At 42.4% G+C, this 19794-nt stretch carries 12 protein-coding genes and 1 riboswitch; of the genes, 5 read left to right on the forward strand and 7 right to left on the reverse strand.

The genetic code is table 11. From position 1 onward, the window contains the following. Nucleotides 1-2082: a TonB-dependent receptor plug domain-containing protein gene (locus IEV61_RS09355; protein WP_188415965.1), complete on the reverse strand. Its 2082-nt coding sequence runs from the start codon at nt 2080-2082 to the stop codon at nt 1-3. Between the two features lie 101 nt (nt 2083-2183). Next, nucleotides 2184-2382: riboswitch (cobalamin riboswitch) on the reverse strand. A 233-nt stretch (nt 2383-2615) separates the two neighbouring features. Here IEV61_RS09355 and galB point away from each other — a divergent pair. After that, nucleotides 2616-5090 (forward strand): beta-galactosidase GalB, encoded by a 2475-nt coding sequence (galB, locus tag IEV61_RS09360; protein WP_188415967.1) that lies wholly within the window; start codon nt 2616-2618, stop codon nt 5088-5090. A gap of 58 nt (nt 5091-5148) precedes the next feature. Here the strand turns inward: galB and IEV61_RS09365 are convergent, their stop codons facing one another. Further along, nucleotides 5149-6393, reverse strand: coding sequence for an arsenic transporter (locus IEV61_RS09365; RefSeq protein ID WP_188415969.1), 1245 nt, complete (start codon nt 6391-6393; stop codon nt 5149-5151). Nucleotides 6394-6744: 351 nt separating this feature from the next. On the opposite strand from IEV61_RS09365, the gene IEV61_RS09370 reads away from it, so the two are divergent. Beyond that, the gene (locus IEV61_RS09370) at nt 6745-7590 is read left to right on the forward strand and encodes a phosphatase PAP2 family protein (RefSeq protein WP_188415972.1); all 846 of its coding nucleotides are present in this window, start codon (nt 6745-6747) and stop codon (nt 7588-7590) included. 35 nt (nt 7591-7625) lie between these two features. Here IEV61_RS09370 and IEV61_RS09375 read toward each other — a convergent pair whose 3' ends face one another. Both IEV61_RS09375 and IEV61_RS09380 read right to left on the reverse strand, forming a co-directional pair. Next, on the reverse strand, nt 7626-8888 hold the full coding sequence (locus IEV61_RS09375) for a sensor histidine kinase (RefSeq protein WP_188415974.1): 1263 nt from the start codon (nt 8886-8888) through the stop codon (nt 7626-7628). Beyond that, a complete protein-coding gene (locus IEV61_RS09380; protein ID WP_188415976.1) occupies nt 8885-9562 on the reverse strand; it encodes a response regulator transcription factor in 678 nt (225 codons plus the stop codon). Before IEV61_RS09380 ends, IEV61_RS09375 begins: the two co-directional genes overlap by 4 nt. A gap of 142 nt (nt 9563-9704) precedes the next feature. Between IEV61_RS09380 and IEV61_RS09385 the strand changes: the two genes are divergently transcribed. Then, a complete protein-coding gene (locus tag IEV61_RS09385) occupies nt 9705-12149 on the forward strand; it encodes a TonB-dependent receptor (protein ID WP_188415978.1) in 2445 nt (814 codons plus the stop codon). Between the two features lie 163 nt (nt 12150-12312). Here the strand turns inward: IEV61_RS09385 and IEV61_RS09390 are convergent, their stop codons facing one another. Genes IEV61_RS09390 through IEV61_RS09400 form a run of 3 tightly spaced genes read right to left on the reverse strand, consistent with a single transcriptional unit; the run spans nt 12313 to nt 17570 of the window. Next, nucleotides 12313-13200 carry a glycerophosphodiester phosphodiesterase family protein gene (locus IEV61_RS09390; protein WP_188415980.1) on the reverse strand — a complete coding sequence of 296 codons (888 nt, stop codon included), beginning with the start codon at nt 13198-13200 and terminating at the stop codon, nt 12313-12315. A gap of 18 nt (nt 13201-13218) precedes the next feature. Continuing rightward, nucleotides 13219-14352 carry an alpha/beta hydrolase-fold protein gene (locus IEV61_RS09395; RefSeq protein ID WP_188415982.1) on the reverse strand — a complete coding sequence of 378 codons (1134 nt, stop codon included), beginning with the start codon at nt 14350-14352 and terminating at the stop codon, nt 13219-13221. A 23-nt stretch (nt 14353-14375) separates the two neighbouring features. Then, nucleotides 14376-17570 carry a TonB-dependent receptor gene (locus IEV61_RS09400; RefSeq protein ID WP_188415984.1) on the reverse strand — a complete coding sequence of 1065 codons (3195 nt, stop codon included), beginning with the start codon at nt 17568-17570 and terminating at the stop codon, nt 14376-14378. 502 nt (nt 17571-18072) lie between these two features. On the opposite strand from IEV61_RS09400, the gene IEV61_RS09405 reads away from it, so the two are divergent. Both IEV61_RS09405 and IEV61_RS09410 read left to right on the forward strand, forming a co-directional pair. Further along, the gene (locus tag IEV61_RS09405; protein WP_188415986.1) at nt 18073-18675 is read left to right on the forward strand and encodes an RNA polymerase sigma-70 factor; all 603 of its coding nucleotides are present in this window, start codon (nt 18073-18075) and stop codon (nt 18673-18675) included. 88 nt (nt 18676-18763) lie between these two features. Continuing rightward, complete coding sequence (locus IEV61_RS09410) at nt 18764-19711, forward strand: FecR family protein (RefSeq protein WP_188415988.1); 948 nt, start codon at nt 18764-18766, stop codon at nt 19709-19711. The last annotated feature ends 83 nt before the right edge of the window (nt 19712-19794 follow it).

Here is a 19794-nt window from a genome sequence, read left to right on the forward strand (position 1 = left end):
TTAATAGCTTATACTTAAAGTGAAACGATAGGAGCGGCCAGGCATCGGATAGCCAATAACCACATCATAGTTTTGATTTATCAAATTATTAATCTCCCCCGAGAACTTAAGCTGACACGAGTGATAGCCCTGCAGCCACGAGGCTGAAACATCATGTGTATACCATGGCTGCACATAGTTTGCGGCGATATTGTCTTTAGCATTGTAGCGCTCACCTGTATAAATGAAGCTGTAATTAAGCTGTAAGCGTGAAACATCCAATCCCACGATAGCCGACCCGCTGTGCTTAGGCACATAAGGAATTTGACCTTGCAAGGGAGAGGAATCGGCTCCGCGCGTAACGTCTCGCGCGTTTTGATAGGTGTAGTTAACGCCTGTATGCCAGCTAAGCTTTTGATTTCCATACCAGGTAGTTTTGATGCTAAGATCCATGCCCCTAATGTCGGCCAGGCCAATGTTGAGCATCGTCCAACGGAATAAGTTGGTGGTAGGTATAGCTACGATCTTATCTTTAACGCGGTTATAGTAAACATCGCTTTCTACAGAAAGCTTTTGTAAATGCTGGTGCTCAAATAGTTTATGGTAGGTAATACCTGCATCGTATTGGGTGGTGTATTCGGGGTTAAGGCTGGTATTGCCAATTAAGGTATAGTATAAATCGTTAAAAGTGGGCATCCGGAAAATATGCTTGTAAAATCCACGCAGGTGCAAATCGTTGCTTTTAAACGGTTGCCAAATGGCCGAAAGCGAGGGTGAAAAGATATTACGGTTAGCCGCGCCGCTGTATAACTTTACCTGTTCTTTAACCAGTGTATTTAGGATGGTTCCCTGTAGCTTAAAGCGAGCGATATGATATTCGGCTGAAAAGGCGTTCAACATTGTGTAGCGCTCAGGATATACGAAGCGATATTGATCGGCATCCAGCTTTTTAAGCACGTTGTACTGAAGGTCGGTAGCCAGGGAGACATCCAGTTGCGGAACTACGTGAAACAAATTAACTGCCGATAGATAGGCTTCCTGCTGACGATACCGGTTGTCAAGGTACCCATTGATGTTGCTATATTGCGGATTGAGGTAGCGGGTAAAATCGTTGGCATACTTACCGTTGATTAACAAGTTGTAATATTTACCGGCTGTTTTATAGCTGGTCTGAATAAAAAAGTTATTGTCCCACTGACGTTCAGCGTAATCAAACCTACCCCGTACAATAGCACCCGGCAAGCCGCGGTTTGAGTGGTATAAGTAGGCCTTAACGGTCCAGGTACTGCTATCGGGTCGTGTACCGTTTAAGCCTGCTTCTAAGCGGTAGGCATCAATATCGGCGTTGGTGCGTGTGGCGGAGGTATCATAAGTTCCGTTAGTTTCCCTGAATTTGTAACGGCCGTTGGCTTTGATCCATTCGGTACTAAAACTGCCGGAAACAGTATTGCTTAGCTTCTGCTCCAAAAGCAGCGCCGGGTTGATCAATCCAAACGAGCCTGATCTTAAACTTACCCGTGCATGTGTGCGTTCATTGTTGGAAAAATGTGGTTGTTTACTTTGCAGGTAAAGTGTACTGGCAGATGCATAGGCGCGTGCCGGTTGCAACAGGCTACTTTTTTGCCCGTTGTAAAGCTCTACAGCTTCTAAGTTATCTAAGGAAAAACGGCCTAAATCGGTTTGTCCGTTTTGAGCATTACCAATAGCTACACCATCGTAAAAAACTCCGGTGTGGTTAGTGCCCAGGCTGCGTACGTTCACTGTTTTTAATCCGCCTATGCCGCCATAATCTTTCAATTGCACACCGGCAAAATAGCGCAGGGCATCGGCTACAGAAAGGCTGTTGAGGCGTTGCAGTTCTCCGCCTTTGAGTACCTGTACAGATGTAGGGGAGATATTGGGTACCGTAGCGCGTTTGGCGTTGATTTGTACTTCCTTCAAGGTACGGGTGGTATCGCTGTTTTGTGAGTTAACCGGCTTTTTAACTTGTGCTAAAGCAGGGGCATAGCACCACAGGGCCGCTGCGAAAAGCGCAACAGCAAACTGAAAAGGCAAACCATGGCCACTACGCTTTAAAGGCGTAAAAAGCACTGTTAATTTCATGTGTGTTGTGAGTTAGTTACCCCACAGCAAACCGAAAATTGTACACTACAAATGAAAAACACGAAAAGTATCTTCACTTAGCTTCAATCCACGAAAGCTATGAATTATAAATGCTCGAGGCAGGTATTCTGACTTGTTCCCCTTGATCCGTCTTCCCATGCACGCTGAGGTGCACAGTGACTAAAGAATGGACTTTGGTTTGAATAGAACTTACAGCTGCGGGACAGTTCCGGATTTACACCGGATTCCCTTTTAATCCCGTAGAGCGATGCTGCGGGAACCAAAAGCGCTGCAAAAGTAACGAATTGGTTTGTGAATAACTGACGAAAGGTTAAATAAACCCTGCGAGATTAAGCAAAGCTCAAGACCCACTTTTGCGAAGGGTGGATGTGTTGAGTTATCGAAGCAAATTTGTCTTATCGGACAACTATTACTAATTTACCCCAATTTTAAAATACGGGTACAATACAGCTTCGTGTTTTATCAAGCCGTTACTTTTATCTATCAATAGCATTAAAACTAAAGATCTACTTATGCCATCATCATTAACTATTAAAAGTTACTGTAAAACTACCCTGCTGTGCGCACTCACCGTGCTAACCATTGTAACGGCCCGGGCGCAAAGCCGCAAAGAATACCTGCTCCAAAAAGGCTGGAAATTTAGCAAAGATGAGCAGGAGGGCGCTCAAGCTAATGGTTATAACGATGCTAAATGGGAGAGCGTTACCGTGCCGCATGATTGGGCTATTGCCGGCCCCTTCAGTGGTAATAACGATATACAAAAGGTAAAAATAGAGCAAAACGGTGAAAAGGAAGCATCGGTTAAGTCGGGTAGAACAGGTGGCTTGCCGTTTGTAGGTATAGGCTGGTACAGGCTTAAGTTTAAAGTGCCCGAGTTTTCGGCAGGTAAAAAGGCAAGCCTCATTTTTGATGGTGCCATGAGCCATGCCCGGCTATTTATAAATGGTAAAGAAATTGGCTCATGGCCTTATGGCTACAACTCTTTTCACTTTGATATTACCAGTGCATTGAAAGCCGGTCAAGAAAATATGCTTGCTGTGCGCTTGGAAAACCTGCCGCAATCATCGCGCTGGTATCCAGGTGCCGGTATTTATCGCAATGTACATTTGCTGGTTACCAATGCTACGCACATCCCCGTATGGGGGAGCTACGTAACTACGCCGGTTATTGAAAAAGATTTTGCCAAAGTAGCCATCAAAACCAACGTTGAAACAGGAGATCAGGCATTTAAGCCGCTCAAGATGGTTACCATCATCAAAGACCCGCAAGGTAAAACAGTTTCAGAAAATACTTCAACCCTGACTGAAACTGATCAACTGGCTTTTGCACAAAACCTGGTGGTTAAAAATCCGCAATTGTGGTCGCCCGAAACCCCGGTACTTTACACAGCAGTTTCAAAGCTTTATGATGACGGGCGCGAGGTAGATGAGTACAGTACCAGTTTTGGCATACGCTCCATAAAGCTGGAACCCGGTAAGGGCTTTTTTCTAAACGGACAAGTGCGCAAATTTAAGGGAGTATGTAACCACCACGACCTGGGTCCGTTAGGTGCTGCCGTAAATACAGCTGCTTTACGCAGGCAATTAACCATTTTAAAAGATATGGGCTGCGATGCCATACGTACAACGCACAATATGCCAGCACCAGAATTGGTTAAATTGTGTGACGAAATGGGCTTTATGATGATGGTTGAGCCGTTTGATGAGTGGAAAACGCCTAAGGTTAAAAATGGTTACAGCCTGTTGTTTGATGAGTGGGCCGAAAAAGACATGATGAACATGATACATCGTGACCGCAACCATCCCAGCGTTATAATGTGGAGTATAGGCAACGAAGTGCCCGATCAAAGCAAGAAAGATGGAAACAAAATAGCTAAGTGGCTACAGAATATTTGTCACCGCGAAGATCCTACCCGCCCGGTAACAGCAGGCATGGACCGTTTAGACGATGTTTTGAAAAATAACTTTGCTTCGTTATTAGATATTCCGGGTTTCAATTACAAGCCTGCCAGGTATGATGAAGCCAACGGAAAACTACCGCAAGGCTTTATATTAGGAACAGAAACGGCTTCAACCGTAAGTTCGAGAGGTGTATATAAGTTTCCGGTAGAGTTTTTCAAGGATAAGCAATACGATGATAACCAAAGTTCGTCTTACGATTTTGAGGCTTGCCCGTGGTCGCAGGTGCCCGATGATGAGTTTGTAAAGCAAGATGATCTTGGATTTGTGATAGGCGAGTTTGTCTGGACCGGTTTTGATTACCTGGGCGAGCCTACACCTTACGATAGCAAATGGCCTTCGCACAGCTCATATTTTGGTATTATAGATTTGGCTGGTTTACCTAAGGACAGGTTTTACCTGTACAGAAGTCATTGGAACCCGGATAAAACAACATTGCATGTGTTGCCACACTGGACATGGCCGGGCCGCGAAGGACAGGTTACCCCAGTTTTTTGCTACACCAATTCGCCCTCGGCTGAATTGTTTATAAATGGCAAAAGCATGGGTAAACAAACCAAGAACAAAAAAGATAATCAAACCCGTTACCGTTTGATGTGGAAGGACGTGAAATACGAACCCGGAACCATAAAAGTAGTAGCCTATGATGACAACGGCAAAGCAGTTGGTGAAGAAACTGTTAAAACAGCCGGAAAACCACATCATATTGAATTGGTAACCGACCGCACAAGCATAGATGCTGATGGAAATGACTTAGCCTTTGTAACGGCAAAAGTTTGTGACGCAGCCGGTAACTTATGCCCCGATGCAACTAACCTGCTCAATTTCAAAGTAACCGGTGCAGGCAGCTTTAATGCAATTGCCAACGGCGATGCTGCAAATCTTCAGTCTTTCCAGGCACCGATGATGAATGCTTTCAGCGGCATGCTGGTAGCCGTTATCAATTCTAAAGAAAGCAAAGGTCAAATACAAGTAACTGCCTCGGCTAAAGGTTTAAAAAATGGCATGATAGCTATTACCGCTAAATAATTTCTTATCTGTAGCGTAAAGGCCCTGGTTTAAATAGCCGGGGCTTTTTGCTTTTTTATCAAATCCAAAGTGAGGCTAACACGAACAGCAGGGTAACAGTCATTACTACAGCGCCGAGTTTTAAAAATTGCCAGGCACTTACTTCTTGCCCTTCGCGGCGCAATGCCACGAGCCATAATATTGTAGCCAATGAGCCCGTCATCGATAAATTTGGCCCCAGATCTATACCAATGAGTGTAGCACTCTTCACCATTTCGGGTACATGGCCTGCCTGTATTACGTTACCGGCAATTAGCCCAGCAGGCAAATTATTCATTAAATTGCAGGCAAAGGCTGTTATTAACCCGGTTCCCCAGGTAGCGGCAGTTAGATTGGATGCAGCACTTGGCTGTAATAAGCCGGCAAGTTTTTCGGTAAGCCCGGTTTTATTCAAAGCCTCTACAATTACAAATAAACCGGCAACCAGCGGCAGTACCGCCCAAGAAACACCCTTGATTACCACCCACGGATTTTTTCGAGCCCTTAAAATTACAATGGCCGAGGTTAAGATACCCGTTACTGCCGTAGGCAAGCCTAACTGAACATCCAAAGCGGAAGAAATAAGTAAGATAATTGCCGTAGCGCAAATTCCGATCATAGCTGTTTTACCTCCGGCGGTAAGTTCAGGAATGGTTATATCGGTCTCTATGGGTTCTTGTAATTGGTTGCGCTGTGTGGCGAATAGTATTAAATAGGTGACTACAATTGATACAACGGAAGGGATGATATAATGCGACATCCAAACCAGTAGGGTAGGCATATGGTTACCGTAGATAACCAAGTTGGCCGGGTTTGATATAGGCAATACAAACGATGCCGCATTGGCAATAAATGCACAAATAAACAAATAAGGTAAAGGTTTGCTAACCCTGGCTGCTTTGACTGCAGCTGCCACCGCAGGTGTAAGCACTACGGCTGTAGCATCATTAGATAAGAAAGTGGTAACCACCACACCAACCAAATACACCAGCAAAAATAAGCGTTTAGGCGAGCCCTTTGCCATGCGGGTGGCATGGGCTGCCAGCCAGTCAAAAAGTTTTTCTTCGCGGGCTGTTTCGGCTAACAGCATCATACCAGTTAAAAACAAGTAAACGTCGGTGCCTTTGGCAACACCGCTAAAGCCATCATTAAGATTTATAAAACCGAATGCTAACAATATAACAGCGCCCAATAAAGCCCATACAACCTCGGGTATTTTAAACGGACGGATAATAACGCCGGCAATGGCTAAAAATGAAATTAACCATATATAGATGTTTGTCATGATAATTGGTTAAACTTTCAAAGTGTATATTGTTTTATAGATCGACTAATATTCTTGAATTAGTGGTTAAAAGAGGCTATGGATGTTGGTATATTTAATGTCTGACTACGATTTAGCAAGACGGAAATTGCATGCAACAATTTATAAAAAAGTAGTATCTGCTCAAGTAAGTGGAATTGACGCGGTTAAAATGGCATCGCGATTGCTTATTGGTTTGCTAATCCGTTTAGTCAATTCAAATGATGGTTATTTCATTAAAAGTAGTACGCTTAATAGTTCGTTTATGTACTTAACTAAGCCTACAGAATTTCTACAATTTGTTTTGGTAAATAGCAGGTCTTGATTTTACTTATGAAATTTTTTATTTATATACTATTCATTTTATCCTTTACCTCGATCAATGTATTTGCCCAAACAGGTAACAAGGATACCACCCGTATAAACATTGTTGACACGCTAAAAAAAGACTTGCTAACGGTCCCAGATACAGTGCAGCACCTGCGGAGTAAATTTGCATCACTTATACCACCCGCTGCACTGATCAGTTATGGTGTGGCATCGTTTTATGTGCGGCCGCTTCGCAGGCTGGATCATTATGTTTATAAAGAAGCAAATGAACATAACATAGCTACACGTGCTTCATTGGAAGATTATTTTCAAAATGCACCGGTTATTTTAGTTTACGGACTTAACCTGGTGGGCGTACACGGTAAAAATACTTTTATTGACCGTACCCTGATTTTCGTAATGTCGCAAGGAATGTTGCAATTGACTTTGAATACCATAAAGCATTCAACTCAGCGTTTACGCCCTAACGAAGGTGACCGCCTTTCGTTCCCATCGGGGCATACCGGTAACGCTTTTGCAGGGGCAGAATTTATGGCGCAGGAGCTAGGTGGAGTGTCGCCCTATTACAGCGCCTTAGGTTATGCATTTGCCACAACAACTGGTGTGTTTCGTATTTACCACCAGGATCATTGGTTAAGCGACGTAATTGCAGGAGCAGGTTTTGGTATTCTGGCTACCAAGGGAGCATATCTGTTATACCCATATTTACGTAACGCACTTTTCAAAGCTAAGGAGAATGAAAAAACTAAAGCTTCAGAAATAAAACGGAAAGAAAAGACAAATTCTTCGTTATTAATGCCATCTTACCAAAACGGAGCGTTGGGGTTGACCTTTGTTGCCAGCTTTTAATTTACAGTATATTTATAGTTTGTTATAATCCTGTATTATGATACACCGGGTGCAAAGGTTACTATAAAATGGTGCACGCTGTTGAGGTTTACATAATCGAGATTAAAGCCGTACATATCACAAATTTGTCTACTGATGGTAAGGCCTAGTCCCGAGCCCTCAGACGAAGCGGCTTTTTTAAATCTTCTGAACATATTAGTCATATCCAGTACTTCCGGGTTTCCGCTATTACTCACGTGTAATTTAAGATGGTTAAGTTCAATACTTATAAATCCTCCCGGTACATTATGTCTTAACGCGTTGCTGATTAGGTTACCAATGAGTACTTCCATCAAAAGTAAGCTAACCTTCATTGTTTTATCATCAAGCAGCCGCTCAATAACAATTTCACGTCCTGCTATTAAATCTTCAAAGTGATCAAGACTATCTTCAATCAGCGTTTTTAGATTGATCTCCCGCTTGTCGGTAATCAGTCCGTTTTCAATCTTAGCCAACAAAAGCATCGATTTGTTTAAGCGGGTGAGCTTGGTTACCGAAGCATACATATCAGTCAGCAATTTGCTTTGAGCCTTAGAGAACTCACCGGTTTGCAGAAAAGTATCCAGTTTAGAGTTAATCACCGAAATGGGCGTCATTAACTCATGCGAAGCATTTTCGGTAAAAGCTTTCAGCGCGTGGTAATCATCTTCAACGCGGTCAGCCATTAAGCTAACTGCGCTATCCAATTCCTTAAATTCATCAATATCAGATGGAACTGTTTTAATAGAACGCTTATCGGCAAGATTGAATGCTTTCACTTGCTCGAGTATCTTGTAAAATGGTTTCCATATGTTGGAGAGGATGATGCGGTTGAGGAAGAACAGTGCCGCCAGTAAAGCTGCAATAAGCCCGAGTGTAATAAGGAATATAACTTTAACAAGGTCTTCATTTTCTACCTTAGATTGAACCACTACCACCCTGTATTGCTTACCCTGCACCTTAACCCAGGTATAAAGCGCCCGCGCAGGTTCCAGTTCTTCGTCTTTAAGGTCGCGGTAAACCGTATCTGCAAATTTTCTTTCGATGGCGCTGTTAACACGTGTAAAAATTATAGCTTGGTGATTGGTGCTAAAAACGTGTGGCAAAGTGCCGTTCAGCTTAGCATAATCGTGAACTTCATGTTCTTCAACCTCAAGCGCTTTATCAACCTGCCGTGACAGTACAGCTGTTATAGCAAAATAATAGGCTATCGCGGCAACCAGCATAATAGCCGTAGTAATGGCAATTGTGGAGCGGTTATAGCGGGTAAGGAGTTTCATGCGGTGTTAAACTTGTAGCCCATGCCATAGGTTGCCTGAATATAATCATTACCGCCTACTTCCGTCATTTTTTTGCGCAGGTTTTTAATGTGCGAATAAATAAAGTCAAAATTGTCGGCAGTATCAACATTGTCTCCCCATAGATGCTCTGCGATGGCACTTTTAGATACCACCTTACCTTTATTGGCCAAAAAGTAAAGCAGTAAAGCATATTCCTTTGGGGTTAGTTTAATTGTTTGTGCATTTATCTTTACTTCTTTTGCCGAAAGTTCGATGTCTATTTCGTTAAACCGTAAATGATTATTGCCATCAAAAGATTTTCGCCGTACAATGGCAGCTACACGGGCCCGAAGTTCTGAAAGATGAAAAGGTTTGGTGAGGTAATCATCGGCTCCTAAATCAAGGCCATTAAGGCGATCATCAAGCGAGTTTTTTGCTGAGATAATAAGTATTCCATCCGTATGCTGTTCCAGTTTTAGATGCTTCAAGATATCTAAACCACTGCCATCAGGAAGGGTAATATCAAGCACTATACAATCATAACGATAGAGGTTAACTTTCGCCATGGCCGAACCAAAATTGAAAGCCGATTCGCAAATGTTGCCTTCTTCGGTAAAGTACTCTTCAATACTTTCCCGTAGCCCGGCTTCGTCTTCAATAACCAGTAGTTTCACTGTTGTTTTTAATTAAAGTTACTGTATAATTCTGGAGAAAATCTGTAAGCCTAACAATGGGCTAATATAATCATCTTGTAATAACAGTATGAAAATACAAACTACAGATTTAATCCAAATTCGACCTTGAGTTTTGCAGCCAATGAAATGGATCACTACACTTTTGCTCGCCTTGGTAAGCACTATCGTATCAGCACAAAACAAGGGAAAGATAACGGGTAAAATAGTTGATGGCAATAGCAAAGCAGCCATTGACTACGCTACGGTAAGCATATATCAGCAGGGAAGCGAAAAACCGTCGGGCGGAACCATTACCGATGATAAGGGCAATTTTATACTTGATCGACTGGCCGATGGGCAGTACCGGGTTGTTGTAAATTTCATTGGCTACCAGTCTTACACAGCAGGCCCTTTCAACATTAAGCAAAATACTGTAAATGTTGGCAGCATAAGTTTGCAGCCATCAAGCAAGCAATTGGGTGCTGTAACGGTTACGGCTAAAATACCCGTAATTGAGAACAAAATTGATAAGATGGTTTACAATGCCGCCAACGATATCACTTCTCAGGGCGGCGTAGCTTTGGATATACTGAAAAAAGTACCGCAGGTAAGTGTTGATATTGATGGTAATGTAGAGTTACAAGGTATAGCAAGTGTACGGTTTTTAATTAATGGAAAACCATCAACCATGTTTGGCAGCAGTTTGGCCGATGTGCTTGCATCATTACCTGCAAGCCAGATAAAAAGTATAGAAGTGATCACCAGTCCGGGTGCCAAATATGATGCACAGGGTTTGGGCGGTATCATCAATATTATACTAAAAGACAATAAGGTACGCGGTATTAATGGAAACATCAACTTTTCGGCCGGAACTCGTATGAATAACGGTTCAGCCAACTTGAATGTACGCAATGCAAATTTTGGAATATCAGCTTTTTTTAGTGGCAACGCACAGGTAAATACCCGTACATTAAATATTAATAATCGTACTTCAACAGATGCATTGGGCAGGAGCACCCGTTTAGTGCAAGATGGTTATAGCAATTTTAAGAGAGGCGGTTACGAATCGGGTATAAACTTTGATTGGTCGCTATCAAAAATAGACAATATTACCGGCTCTGTTGGTTACGACTATTTTAATAATCAAAACGTAGGAGCAACAGCACAAAGTCTGCAAACAAGCGGCCTGGCCGATGTTTTAAGTCAACGTAATTCGTTAAGCAAGTTTAACGCACACAGCTACGATTGGAGCCTGGATTATAAGCACAAGTTTAAAACCGACGGACAGGAACTGGAAGTGCTATACAACTCGAGTTTTGGAAAAAATAATTCGGCCTATAGTCAAAGCCAGGTTTATAACGGGCAAGCCAACCCTTTTTCAGCGTCATCGAGTAACAACCCGGGAACAGATAAGGAAACCAATATTTCTATTGATTATACTCAGCCCTTATCTAAAGAGATCACTTTTGAAACCGGTGCTAAAACTGTTTTGCAAGACATTAACAGTACTGCCGCTGTTATTGCTTACGATCCAAATTCGACCGTTTACGCTTTTGACCCCAATCAATCATACAGCCTCAAATACAATCGTAAGATATATGCAGGCTATATTTCGTTAGGCTTTACTGCGTTCGATTTTTTCGACATTAAAGCGGGTGGCCGCCTTGAACATACCGACACCCATATAGATTTTCCGGGCACCGTTATCCCTTCGTATAATACCTGGGTGCCAACGGCTGTAATATCACACAAGATAAATACATCATCAACCATAAAAATAAGCTACACCAAACGGGTAGAACGGGCCGAATACCGGGAAATAAATCCTTTTATTAACCTGAGTGATCCCTATAACATTACAACCGGCAACCCACTGCTAAAGCCCGAAATTGGTAACGTATTTGAGCTGGGTTATAATAAATCGTTAGAGGCGGGGGGCAACTTGTATGTAGCGTTATTTTCGCGTCATAACAGCAATGATGTTAAAACCTATACCAACTTTTACAGCGAATACCGTGTTGGCGATTCCGTCTACCGCAATGTATCTGTTACTAACCGGCAAAATATAGGCACCGAGCAAAATACGGGTGTAAGTATTTCGAGCTCGGTGCCTTTCAGTAAAAAACTAAATCTGCGGACTAACACCACTGTAACTGATAAGTACATTGTGAATAAAGTGTACGGCGGTCCATCAGTTAATGCAGTAGTTGTGCGCGCCAATGTTAACCTTACGTACCAGCTTTCAAATACTTTTGTGGCCGAAGCCTTTGGCAATTACAATTCGCCCATGAAAAACATTCAGGGACGTACGCCTATGTTTCTAACTTACAATTTTGCCATTCGTAAGCAGTTTATGAATAAAAAGGCGAGTGTTGGTTTTACCACCGCCAACCCATTTGCTAAATATGTAAACCAGTTAACCACCGTTACCCAAGCCGCTACCACCAACGGCCAAACCTACAACAGCTATAACTTAAGGCGCGTACCTTATCAGTCGTTCGGCCTGAGTTTTTCATGGCGTTTTGGTAAGCTCGATTTTAAGAAAGAAAAGGAGTCTGACAATACCGTTAAGCCTATTGATAATTGATGCAGAGTTTAAAGTAAGTTCTGCACTATCAACATCACCGCCGTTTGATTGCCCGTTTGAAGACTTATAAATTAAAGTATTCAAACGGGCACAATAATGCTAAATCAAACTGCGCTTGATAAATGATTTTCCTCACATTTAAGCTGTAAGCACCCGGTAACGCTTATTGCTGATAGCTACCAAACAACTTGATCAACTTATCAGGAAAGTCAGAAATAATGCCGTCTACTTTGAGGTCTGCCATTTTCTTCATGCCTTCCTCATCATTAACGGTCCAGGGCAATACCTGTACTTTAGCCTGATGGGCCTGCTCTACAAAATTGCTGTCTATCAGGGTATAATAGGGGCTAATAACCTGTGGGGTAAATCCTAACTTAGTTATGTTATCTGTAAAGCTATCTTTATTGGCAATAAGATATGATAGGGTTTGCTTTGGATATTTTTGATGTAATACCAGTAGGGGCCTTGCGCCAAACGATTGAATAGTAACTTTTTGAGCCACTTTCTTTTTGTTTAGCACATCCATTACCAGCTTAACAAAAGCCTCCGGTTGCGGGTGTTCAATTCCGTCGCGTGCAGGTGCACTCTTAATTTCCAGATTGTAATAAACCGGTTTTAAGTGATTGATCTTTATATAGCGTTCCACACTGTCAATTAACTCGGCTAACAGCGGTTTATACGTTTTCATTTTCTTCTGATCCGGGAACTGCGGATGCGGTTTTGTGCCCCCGTCATAAAGCTTAACACTATCATATGGCATGGTGTAAATTAGCAGGTTTTTCTCTTCGGCTTTACTAACAGGGCTGCCATCCGGCTTGATCATAAAATCGGCAGACATATAAGTGTCATGCGATACCACCACCTGGTTGTCTTTAGAAATTACGCAATCCAACTCCAAAGTTCTAACGCCAAGCTTAACGGCATTTATCATAGCCGGAATAGAGTTTTCGGGCATAATGCCTCGCCCGCCGCGGTGGCCTTGAGTATCTAATTTTTGCGCTGTTGCATTTAATAGCAGGCAGCAAAAAGGTAATATTAATAAAGCTTTCATATATCGATTGTGAAGTGTTTATTTAAAAAGTAAAGGTACAAACTCGGTAAGATACCTGCGCCAAACCTGGTAGCTATGCACTCCCTCGGTTTCCTTGTATTGGTGATTGATGTTTTTAGATTTAAGCCAGTCAATAAATTTACGGTCATATGGAGCCAGGTAATCGTCTTTACCTATGGCTATCCATGCCAGCTTTAATTGTTTGTTTACCGACTCATTTAAGTTTGGAAAGGCCTTATTAAAATCCGGATCTAAAAGCACGACTGCCGGACTGAACGAACCCATATAATCAAACAGATCTGCATGATTAAAGCCTACATCGAGCGATTGGCCGCCTCCCATTGACAGACCAGCAACTGCCCGGTACTTTTTGGTTTTGCCCACGTTGTATAAACCCTCCACCATAGGGATCACCTCATTGATAAGCGCATCAACAAATAGTTTTTCATTTTTTTGATACGCTTCTTTACTGCGTTGGCCTGTTGCCGGGTCAAACATCTCCGGTGCGCCATAACCAAGCGTGTTAATGATGATCATGGGTTTGGCCTTGCCCTGCGCAATTAAGTTATCCATGATAATGTTTTCGCGGCCGGCAGTTACCCATGCACTTGTTTCATCGGTTAGTCCATGAAAAAGATACAGCACAGGGTAGGGTTCTTTGCGCTTAGGGTCGTAACCGGGTGGCGTGTAAACACGCATATCACGGTTGTCACCAATAAGTTTTGATTTGAAGAAATGCTGGCTTAAAACACCATGTGGTACATCGTTCAATTCCCAGCTTAAGCTTGCCGGCCCGGGCACATGGGCCAGGCTTTGGCCCAAAGCGCGTTTAAATAAGGGTTTAATGCAAGGGTTGTTAGGGTCGGGCAAAACGGTGCCATCAACCGAAAAGGTATAGCGGTAAACGTCAGGTGCAAAGTTTTCCGAGTAGCTCCAAACCCCGCCGGTATCTTTGGTCATGAGGCGCGGTTTGGCATCATCCATAATAAGCAATACCTTTTGCGCATTAGGCGCCTGGAAACGGAAGGTTACTGCACCGTTTTTTTCAACCTGCGGCGATTGTATGTTCTTTTGTAAAGGGGCGGCTAATTGCTGTGCCTTAACCCCGGTAAGGGCAAGGCACAACAATGCTGACATAATTAACTTAGTCATTGCTTTGATAGTTTTATATTAAATTAGAAGCCGTAACGAAAGCCTAACTGAAATTGGTAAGGGTTACCGCCGGGCACAACCACACCCGCATTAGGATTAACGGTATAATTGTAGTTATTAGTGGTAGTATTGAAACCATTTAAGGCGTAAATATTAGTAGCACCCAGGTTTTTTGATACACCTCTGTTTTTGTTAAATAAGTTGGCTACGTTAAACAAATCGCCCGAAAACTCAATGTATTGTTTCTTGGTAAAAGTTCTGAAGCGTTTTGCAATGCGAATATCCCATTGGCCATAAAAGCCGTTAATACCGCCATTTCTTTCTGCTACCTTACCAATGCTCTTACGTACATAGTCTTTCAGGCTCGAGCTTACATCCGGGTTATCTAACAACTTTTGAACGGCAGTGCGGGTTGCCTGCGGTACAGCCAGGTTGTTGGGGTCAAAAACGTAAGCCAGGTCATTGGTGGCTACAAAGTCGCCATTTACGTTACCGCCGGCTAATAGCGAATATCTTGTACCGCCAATACCCGAGTAGCGGAAACCAACGCTAAAACCGTATAAACTTGGCAGTGTACCGTAAAATACTATCTTGTTGCGAAACTGGTTGTCTGAAGCTGTCATCTTGCTTAAATCGCGCGGGTCGTCTTTTACCGGCAACGCCAGTGTTGCCGAGTTGGCTACGTTACCATTATAGGAAGTATTATCCTTAGTGTCGTTATAAGTGTAGCTAAATGATACTTCGCCGTCTCTCCAGTAACGGTAGGTACCATCAAATACAAAAGCATACTGGTTTACTTTACCATCGCTGTTTAAGGCAAGCACACGGCCAATATTTTGCGTTTTACGACCTTGGGTCCAATCGGCAGCGCCGTTTCTGGTTACTATGGTAGAAGCAGGCACATATACCCCGCGGTTACCTTCATTTGATAAGGTAAAGTACGGCTGTTCAACCATGTTGGCATCGGTATACATATAGTTGTTGCGTGCCAGGGTTAAGTAGGCACTTACACCTAATCTTAAACGTTCGGTTATAAAACGGTTGTACGAAAAGTTAGCTTTATAGACTACCGGTATCTTAACATCTTCACGGTTTAAGTTGATGGTAGATAGCTTAGACACACCAGGTATGTTAAATAATTCGGCACCCGGCGATTTAGATGGGTCGGCACGGTAAAGGGGAAAGTTGGGAACCGGCACTAGGTTAGGGCCTGAGTTCGGGCGGGTAATATCAACAGCTGCCAATTTTGTTCCGTCGAAAACCATGTTGTTGATCATGGTATAATTCAAAATATCTGAGCCAAAAATACCAGCACCTAAGCGGATAATATCTTTATGCTGCTCATTAACATCCCAGGTAAATTGTACCCGTGGTTGTAATTGAAAGGTAGTTAAAGAATGATCTGTTCTTAAGCCCAGATCATTAAATACTACCTGGTTAAAATTAGGCTTGTTTAAGTAGTTGGTATAATCTGCCCTGATGCCGGCCATTACATCTAAACCTTTGGCCAGTTTGGTTTGCATTTGGGCATATAAACCAGTGTTAATAAAGTTCTGTCTTACGCTCGGGTCTTCAACCAAGGGTATTTCTCTCGCATAACGATCCGGCAATAAATTGTTAAAGTTATCTATACCGGTAAAATAGAAACGGCCGTTAACTTCACTGCCATACCTGGAGTTCATGTGGGTATACATGAGATCTGTACCGAAGGTGAAGTTGATCTTATCGGTGTTGAAATATAAATTATCGGTTAGCTGTGAAATATTACTGAAAAAATATTCGGGTGCATAACGCTGTCCGCCTAATTGCAGCGAAGTTTTCAGGGTATCTCTACCAACGATGGAGGATACATTGGATACAATTGCCCTTGGTATAGTAGCAGTTCCTTGCGGTAATTGATTGCCGGGAAGGCTTTCTAACGATGCAGACATTTGCTGAAACTTTAACTCGTTAGTTAAACGTGGCGACAAGGTTGAACGCAAGGTAGCAAGCGTACTATTGCTTTTATTACGCGTGGTTCCATAAGTTTCGTACAACGTAATAGCCGTATTATCACCAATATTTTGGTTATTCAAATCATAAATGTAGTTGTTGCTTACAGTTAACAGGTTTTTGCTGTTCAGCTGGAAATCGACACGTGCAAATAATGCCCTTGTAGTTTCTTTTTTATCGAAAGAGCCAACCTGTGGCGTAGCAGCTAAGCCATATTTACTACGACCTATATTTACAAAATTAGTTAAAGTACTCTGGCTAATACCATAACGCACTTCATCAGCAGCGCCTTGTATATCGGCAATCTGAAGTGGTCTCGAGTCGCGCTGGTTATCAAAGGCAACAAAAAATTGTGCTTTATCCTTAATGATAGGTCCTCCTAACGAAAAACCATATTGATAGGTAGAAAAGGGAACATTGCGTTTATTACCACGGGTATCGTACTTTGAAGATAACTCATCGGCTCTCATAAAGCCGAAAGCACTTCCACTTAAGGTATTGGTACCTGATTTAGTTGCTGTATTGATAGTACCACCGCCACTGCGCCCGTAAGTAACATCATACTGATTGGTAACCACTTTAAATTCGCGCACGGCCTCAATAGAGATGGAGTATGGCGAACTTGGCGCCGCTGTGCCGCCAAAGGTTGGGTTTTTTGCACTCATACCATCAATAGTGTAATTGGTGGAGGTAGCTAACTGGCCCGAAACACTACCGCCCCGGCTTAGTGGAGAAAGATCGATTAGTGAAGTAAAGTTACGCCCGTTAACAGGCAGCTTTTGAATGTTCCTGGCGTTAACCGAAGTAGAGGCGCCCAGGTTGGGGATATTGTTTTGCATACTGTTGGCGTTCACTTCTACCACATTCAGCGTATTGTTAGTTACCTGCAGCTGCACATCCAGTTTCAGTACATCGCTTAGGTTAAGCATATAGCCGCTTCTTTTTTGCGCACCATAACCTACGTAGGTTATATCAATACTGTAAGGGCCGCCCAAAGGGAGTTGCTTAAAGTTATACTCTCCCTTTTGGTTGGTTAAGGTGGTGGTATTAAAGCCGGTAGATTCATTACGCACACGAATAGTAGCCCCGGGGATAGGGTCTTTTTTGTCGTCGGTAATGGTTCCGGTGATGCCAGCTTGCGAGGTTTGTGCCTGTGTAGCCGTAGTTTGGCAAAGGCAGATCGTCAATAGTAGTACAGTAAAAAGACTGTGTAGGGTTTTCAACATATTGTTGTGCTTAATTTTTGGACGAAAGTAGACCAGTACTATTAAGCCAACACACCAATTCATTTATGCAATTGATAACAAATTAACAAATCGCTCTACTTAGATTGTAAAAAATGACCAAACAATTTATGAAGATTTAACGGATCGATAACTTTTAAAGTCATGGTATCTTAAATGATATATATATGAAAGAAAGTAACAAGATTAACAGTAATAGATGGACAGATAGTTGCTTTCATCTTTATATCATCCAATAATAGCCAAGGTATCGTCGCGTATTAATGGGAAGCATCTTGTCTATTATTTTTACCCGTGCGGGATAATTTTTGAATTAAGAGCCCGCCCGGTTAAGCTTTATTCTTTGTTGTCATTTAAACTGTACAAATTCGGCAGGACACGTTTTTGTTTTAATACAGGACTTCTTCATACCAATCCTGAGCTTTTTAGTAATGTTTAATAAACGCTGAATTAATGTTGCTGATTTAGTTTCGCAGCATATAAGATGCACGTTTCTCAGCAACTCCCCCCGGATGAAGAAAAACTTTTTCGCCTGTTATGCGAAGGAGATAAGGAAGCTTTCGATCAAATTTACAATTTGTACTGGAAACGCTTGTTTCTGTACGTAGTTAAGGTAATTAAAGATAGTGAAGCAGCCGAAGACATTGTACAGGAGATATTTGTTTCGTTGTGGTTGAGGAGACAAGAGATCACCGAACAGCGTACACTTTCAGGCTATTTGTTTACGGCGGCACGTTTCAAGGGAATTAACTATGTGCAAGATCAGTTAAAAAAAGGGAAACATGCCGACAGTCTCATCAATCATTTTAATGCATCGCAAGACGGACTGGACGACTTGATGGAGGCTAAAGAGCTCAACCTCATTATCAACAAGGAAATAGAAAAGCTGCCTCCTAAAATGCGCGATGTTTTTGTGCTCAGCAGGCGCGATCAGCTCAGCCATAAGGAAATATCGGAGAAGTTACAGATTTCGGACAAGACAGTAAAAAAGCAGATCAATAATGCTCTTAAGCATTTTAAACTGGTACTAAGCAGAGACGCTATATTGTGTGTGGGCTTAGTCATTCACTGGGCAATTTTTCTTTAACAGAGCACATTATCGTTAATTCGCCACAATTCGTAAATTTATTTTTGAAATATCTACTACCAACACCTATTTTTCGGGATATAGTTAAATGATGGATTTAAAGGGTGTAAACCAACTTCTGGAACGTTACCGCAATGGTCAATGTACTGTTGAGGAAAAAAAGGCTATAGAAGAATGGTTTGACGCCCACGCTGCAAAAGGCGATTGGGAGTGGAGTGAACCACAACAAGCCGCAGCGAGTAAACGCATTAAGAATAACATTGACCAGCAACTGTTTGCAAGCAGGCCAATGTGGCACTTATTACGTATTGCGGCAATATTGTTTTTAGTTGCGGGCAGCGCCTTGCTGTTCAGAGATAAGATTCGGAATTTCACCGATCCTGTGGTGATGCTGGAGAAAAAGGTTGGCGATGGAGAGCAATTCAAACTTTCCCTTCCCGATGGTTCTGTAGTTTTGCTAAATGCCGGTAGTAAATTTAGTTACCCCAACCGCTTTACCCAAGGTAAACGCCAGGTATACTTGTTAGAAGGCGAAGCTTATTTTGAGGTAAGCCACGATGCTGCTCATCCGTTTATTGTGACTTCTAAAAATATTAATACAAGGGTGTTAGGCACTGCGTTCAATGTAAAGGCTTATCATTATCTCAGTAACCTTCAGGTGTCGGTAACCCGGGGTAAAGTTCGCGTTTCAGATACTACCGGAATAAATTCTGCTATTTTAATGCCTGGCGAGCAATTAACTATTGACGGCCGGAGCGGCAGCATGAGCAAGCGGTTAATAGACATGCCGGCAATCACCGCATGGCAACGTGGCGGGTTCTCGTTTAATAACGATCGGTTGATTGACGTATGCGCTGCACTTTCAAAAAAATTCAAGCTTAATTTTCAATTTCGCGAAAAGGAAATTGAAGATTACCGCATCACAGCAGGGTTTGTGGCTAAAGACAACATTAACGACATCGTGAGCATACTGGCAAGCGCAAATAATCTGTTGTTTGATAGAAAGGGGCAAACGGTAACTTTTCGTAAGCAATAAGGTAAATATTTCCCAAGTTTAGTTCTCTTTAAAATATTTCAATTTCTTCTACTACCAACGGTAGGTTTCATGGATATAGCTGT

This window comes from Mucilaginibacter galii (genome assembly GCF_014635825.1).
GTDB lineage: Bacteria > Bacteroidota > Bacteroidia > Sphingobacteriales > Sphingobacteriaceae > Mucilaginibacter > Mucilaginibacter galii.